Genomic DNA, 4,877 nt, shown 5'->3' with positions numbered 1-4,877 from the left:
TAGTTGATTTATATTATGTGGTTCTAAGACCGCACCTGTACCACATCCCATCATGGCTAAGTCCATTAATAGACCGAAGGAGCGCCAGTCTACAATATTAGTGGACGAGCAGTTATAGGCCCCCGAAAAGTTTTGCTGTTGTGTGATCCATTCTGTGCCACCAACCCATAACCAACGGCCAGATGATAGGGCCTTAAGTTGACTTTGCATCCGATAGAGTAAGTCCGTTTCTTCCGGTGTGAGTTGGCCTAATTTTCTCAGGCCATTAATTGTGCGATCGCACACTTCTACCCAAGTCTCACGGCCAGTTTCTGTCTTACGGCTATAAGTTCTGTAAAATACGGGATTAGCAGTAGGAGCTGTTTCTGGGAACTCCCTCTGATCTACTTTTTCTAGTTCTCGTACCATAGTTAAATAGAATATTTGAGATAAATCACAAATCGTCTATTGTATCTACTTTTCATATATAGTGTCAAATGATTGACAAATTTTATTTTTAACTCTATATATATTATGAATAAAATCACAGCCCTAGCTATACTAGGGCTGATTATAATTAACTATTCATCCTCGTTACAGTTACCCACAAAATCCCCATCTGGAGAGAATGGATCAACTCGCCATTGCAATTCACGGTTAATATGTTTTAATTCCGAGATTTCTCTCTTTTGGCAAGCATTTTCAAGTTTGAGATGAGAATTTTCTTCCACTACTATTCGCAATGTTTCCAATACCATTAGCAGTGTTTTGATGATAATATGACAATCCTCCGCACTGTGGCAGCGCAGTGCAATTGACGGTGTGTTTTGATCTATCATAATTGTTGTACTTTTTTTGCCATCCCCATTTTGAGCGGACTAAGTTTTATGGCTTGGCTGCTCTGGGGACTTTTCTCTTGATTTTTGACAATTTACAAGTGTAGCGACATTTTATATATAGGGTCAAATTGTTGACAAATTCACTAAATTACTCTATGGTCAGCTTTATTTTTTTCTTTAGGCTAGAAATTAATATTAATAAATTAAATGTAAGCATTCAGCCGTCAGCTATTAGCTATCAGCTATTGCTTTTGGTGTAGGTTCAAAGCTGTATTAATTAAGTCATAATTAAATTTTACTACAAAAGTTGTTAAAGTCTATATTCATTTAAACTTCTTCCTTAAAAGTAGGCTATTATTGCGGATAGCTGACTGCTAATAGCTGAATGCTTATGATTGAACTAGACTTAAAAGTAGAACTAAAACAAATCCAAAGACCTTAGCAATATTCATTAGAAAAACTGTTTGAACAGAATGACCTAGGAAATCCTGAGTACGCTCTAGCTGAATGCTTAGGAAGAGATTAAACAAGTTGCTAATATGTTCCATAAAATATCGTTTTTTAAGAACAAATACAAAGCTAGTATAACAATTTTTGTATTTATTATTTCCCTGATTATTATTCTAACTTTTAATTCAGAAAAAACCATTTCTCAAGACATAAATATAACTGTCTCTGAGAAAGTGATGAAAATGGAGGAAAGGCTAAAAAAAGAATTTGAGGGTTATTTTGATCGAGATTTTTATAAAACTTCAAAAAATGGTGATGATATTGCTCAAAAATTGTTAGAAATTAGCAAAAAAAATAATATAAAACCAGCCGTATTTTGGGCTATTCCTGAACCAGAATATTTACATTTAGTCTTTATTTCCCCTGGGAAAAAACCTCTAGTTCAAGACCTTGATTTGATCAAATACGAAACCCTGATTCAAGCAGTTAAATTATTTCAAAATGAAATCACTAATCCTCAGCTCCTTTTTGCAGACTTTGACTTAAGTCAGGCTCAACAACTCTATCAATGGATTATTAAACCCTTTGAAGCAAATCTCGAAGCCGAAAAAATAGACACAATATTGTTTTGTTTAGGAAAAGGTTTGCGTACTCTACCAATAGCCGCATTACACGATGGAGAACAATTTTTAGTAGAAAAATATAGCCTGGCAATTATTCCTGCATTTAATTTAATTGACTCTAATTATACTCCCATTGAAAAAGGTAGAATTTTAGCTATGGGGGCATCAGAATTTCAGACACAAACTCCTTTACCAGCAGTTCCGATTGAACTCTCGACAATTGTTAATAAGAACCTCACGGAAAATATTTCACCTAAAAATCTTTCTGGAGGTTGGCCTGGAGAATTGTTTCTTAATCAGGAATTCACCTTAGAAAACTTAAAAAATCAACTTTATTCTCAATCTTTTAATATTATTCACTTAGCAACTCATGCGGAATTTCGGCCTGGAAAACCTGAAAATTCTTACATTCAATTTTGGGATACTAAACTCCATTTAGACAAAGTGAAAGAGATTAGTTGGAACACTCCTCCTGCTGAATTATTGGTTTTAAGTGCTTGTAAAACTGCCGTTGGAGACCGAGATGTAGAATTAGGTTTTGCTGGATTAGCTTTACAAGCAGGAGTTCAGTCTGTATTAGCAAGTTTGTGGTACGTTAATGATATTGGAACTTTAGCTTTAATGAGTGAATTTTATGAACAGTTAAAAACAGCACCAACTAAAGCTGAAGCTATTAGAAAAACTCAAATTAAAATGATTCAAGGAGATGTGTTGCTCAGGAATGAAAGATTGAAGTTTTCTAGAGGAGAAATATCTTTACCTGAGAGTTTACAAGTATTGGGAGAAACGAACTTTTCTCATCCTTTCTATTGGTCAGGATTTACTCTTGTTAGCAGTCCTTGGTAATCCAGACTGTGGGGAGTGTGGAAAGTGTGGGAAGTTTCGGAAGTTTGGGGAGTTTGGGGAGATAAAATCTTCTCTGCTCAAAATGCCAACTTTTTGCAGTTTTAGCGACTGAAAAGCTTGTACTTTTTTCACTCTAAAAAGGCATTTGCCTCTATTTTTAAATGCTTTGAGCTTCATCAGCAAGCCCTAATTAATAGTTAATAATTAAGCTCGTAGTTTTGCTCTACCCCTAATTTTAATACCAAATATCCCGGATTACAAAAATTGGTATGGTGAAAATTATCTTAACTAACTATTAGAAACTCTATATTTGGTAATAATGGATCTTGAATTATTCCTACTCCTTGAAAACCCCACCTTTTGAGTATTGTTTTTAACTGGGTACCAGGAATAGACTCAACAGCAAAGCGATCGCTCAAATCTGGAGCGTGGGTATTTAGGTAGCTGTAGGCATCGAAATCTTCCTGAAATAATAACAAAAATTTTACAGCCTCATCTGGATTTGGATTGGCACTAATATAACTACCATCAACTTTAGAACGGAGTAGATAATAAACTTGAGATAACATAGAAAATTTTTTATATGAAATATTCAAATTGTGGTACAGTAAAATTTTGGCACAATCCGAGCTTTTGCTTAACAGGTTAAACTACTTATATCAAGACATGAAACCTTTTTCAATTGTTATTCCGGATCAAAAGGATATTACTCAAGACCAAGAATTTTTTATTTTGGAAGAAAATGGTATAACTAAGGAAATAAAAATCCATGACTATGACAAAATTTTCTCAGTGCCAGGATTATATGAAGAGCTATTAATGAATAAGCTTCAATGTAATTCTCCCAGGGTAATGAAAAATGTAGTTGAGTTCATTAGTAAGAATTATTTTATCCCTATTACTGAGATGTCTGTTCTGGAGATTGGTGCAGGTAATGGATTAGTTGGTGAGAAATTGCGTCAGCTAGATTTTTCTCACTATAGTAGGACAAGATATTTCTCAAATTGCTTGTGATGCAGCAATGCGTGACCAACCCAAAATATATGACAAATATATTGTAGGTGATTTATCTGATTCAAACGGCGAAGTTTTCTCTAAGTTGAAAGATACAAGTTCTATTAATTGTTTAATCGCTGTTGGGTCTCTAGGATTTTCTGATATTTCTACAAAGGGATTCAGCAATGCTCTGAATATTCTTGAACCTGGTGGACTTTTGGCTATCTCGATCAAAGAGGAATTTTTGCTTTCTCAGGATATGACAGGTTTTGCCAAACTTATTGATTCTTTAATATCAGAAAATTTCTTGGAAAAGATTTGTGAAATTCGTTACGTTCACAGATTAGCTACATCTGGAAAACCGATTTTTTACATTGTTTTATGTTGTAGAAAGCTCCGTTAAAATATATGTGAAATATGCAAAGGGGTAGACCAAATGTATCTAAATTTTGGAAGCTTTTATCGTTAAAGTTTATAGAAGAAACAATTATCAATACTTAAGTACACGACTTCAAAATAAGATGGGTTTTCCCTATCCCTATTTAGGGGTTGAAGCAGATCTATATAATCATATCAGGGAATCCAACTCTATACTTGACAAACCTAAATCCCTATTTAGGGATTGAAACATTTTCTCCCTCCTTGAGGGATGCAGTAGAAATTTTTCTTGATAAACCTAAATCCCTGATATTAATCTAATCCCTAACCCCACAACTCACCATGAAACAAATAACCCTTGCAGAACTTCCCGAATCTTTTCAACACCTAATTAACCAAGCACAAAAAACAGGTGAACCCTTAACTATCATCCAAGATGGTATTCCCTTCGCTATCATTTCCCCTGTCAAAAAAAAATCTCTCCTGCAAACCCTTTCTACCCTTGAACCCTTAGATGAAGATTTTCCAGATGTGGATGAAGGGTTATTACCTTTAGATGACATTGACTTGTCAAAATGAGTTATTTATATTTATTAGATACAAATATCATTTCCGAATTGATAAAAAACCCAAGAGGCTTCATTAATTGATAATTGATAATTGATAATTGATAATTACCTCAAGAAAAACCGTAACAGAATTGAATATAAGGAAATATCCTAGCAGTTTTTTTACCTGGAAAGGAGAGACTTTTAACCTGAATTAT

The 4,877-nt window shown here is 34.2% G+C and carries 6 protein-coding genes and 1 pseudogene; 4 read left to right on the top strand and 3 right to left on the bottom strand.

Going from position 1 to position 4,877, the window contains the following annotated elements:
* A pseudogene (locus F6K22_RS31920) lies at positions 1–408 on the bottom strand (ribonucleoside-triphosphate reductase, adenosylcobalamin-dependent); the annotation flags it as partial.
* Between the two features lie 152 nt (positions 409–560).
* Positions 561–818, bottom strand: a complete 258-nt coding sequence (locus F6K22_RS31915; protein WP_293107561.1) for a hypothetical protein — start codon at positions 816–818, stop codon at positions 561–563.
* 686 nt (positions 819–1,504) lie between these two features.
* Between F6K22_RS31915 and F6K22_RS31910 the strand changes: the two genes are divergently transcribed.
* Positions 1,505–2,737: a CHAT domain-containing protein gene (locus tag F6K22_RS31910; protein WP_293107564.1), complete on the top strand. Its 1,233-nt coding sequence runs from the start codon at positions 1,505–1,507 to the stop codon at positions 2,735–2,737.
* 284 nt (positions 2,738–3,021) lie between these two features.
* Here the strand turns inward: F6K22_RS31910 and F6K22_RS31905 are convergent, their stop codons facing one another.
* Complete coding sequence (locus F6K22_RS31905; protein ID WP_293107558.1) at positions 3,022–3,306, bottom strand: hypothetical protein; 285 nt, start codon at positions 3,304–3,306, stop codon at positions 3,022–3,024.
* Positions 3,307–3,403: 97 nt separating this feature from the next.
* Between F6K22_RS31905 and F6K22_RS31900 the strand changes: the two genes are divergently transcribed.
* The 3 genes from F6K22_RS31900 to F6K22_RS31890 all read left to right on the top strand — a co-directional run bounded on the left by F6K22_RS31900 (position 3,404) and on the right by F6K22_RS31890 (position 4,690).
* Entirely contained in the window at positions 3,404–3,751 is a 348-nt protein-coding gene (locus F6K22_RS31900) for a class I SAM-dependent methyltransferase (protein WP_293107555.1), read from the top strand.
* Between the two features lie 7 nt (positions 3,752–3,758).
* Entirely contained in the window at positions 3,759–4,136 is a 378-nt protein-coding gene (locus F6K22_RS31895; protein WP_293107553.1) for a hypothetical protein, read from the top strand.
* A gap of 317 nt (positions 4,137–4,453) precedes the next feature.
* Complete coding sequence (locus tag F6K22_RS31890) at positions 4,454–4,690, top strand: type II toxin-antitoxin system Phd/YefM family antitoxin (protein ID WP_293107550.1); 237 nt, start codon at positions 4,454–4,456, stop codon at positions 4,688–4,690.
* Positions 4,691–4,877: the final 187 nt, after the last annotated feature.

Source organism: Okeania sp. SIO2F4 (assembly GCF_010672385.1).
Taxonomy (GTDB): Bacteria; Cyanobacteriota; Cyanobacteriia; order Cyanobacteriales; family Microcoleaceae; genus Trichodesmium.
This window is presented reverse-complemented; position numbering and strand designations above follow the sequence as displayed.

Coding starts and splice junctions, on each gene's coding strand:
- F6K22_RS31905 (WP_293107558.1), bottom strand. CDS start 3,306: ATGTTATCTCAAGTTTATTATCTACTCCGTTCTAAAGTTGATGGTAGT.
- F6K22_RS31915 (WP_293107561.1), bottom strand. CDS start 818: ATGATAGATCAAAACACACCGTCAATTGCACTGCGCTGCCACAGTGCG.
- F6K22_RS31910 (WP_293107564.1), top strand. CDS start 1,505: ATGAAAATGGAGGAAAGGCTAAAAAAAGAATTTGAGGGTTATTTTGAT.
- F6K22_RS31895 (WP_293107553.1), top strand. CDS start 3,759: ATGCGTGACCAACCCAAAATATATGACAAATATATTGTAGGTGATTTA.
- F6K22_RS31890 (WP_293107550.1), top strand. CDS start 4,454: ATGAAACAAATAACCCTTGCAGAACTTCCCGAATCTTTTCAACACCTA.
- F6K22_RS31900 (WP_293107555.1), top strand. CDS start 3,404: ATGAAACCTTTTTCAATTGTTATTCCGGATCAAAAGGATATTACTCAA.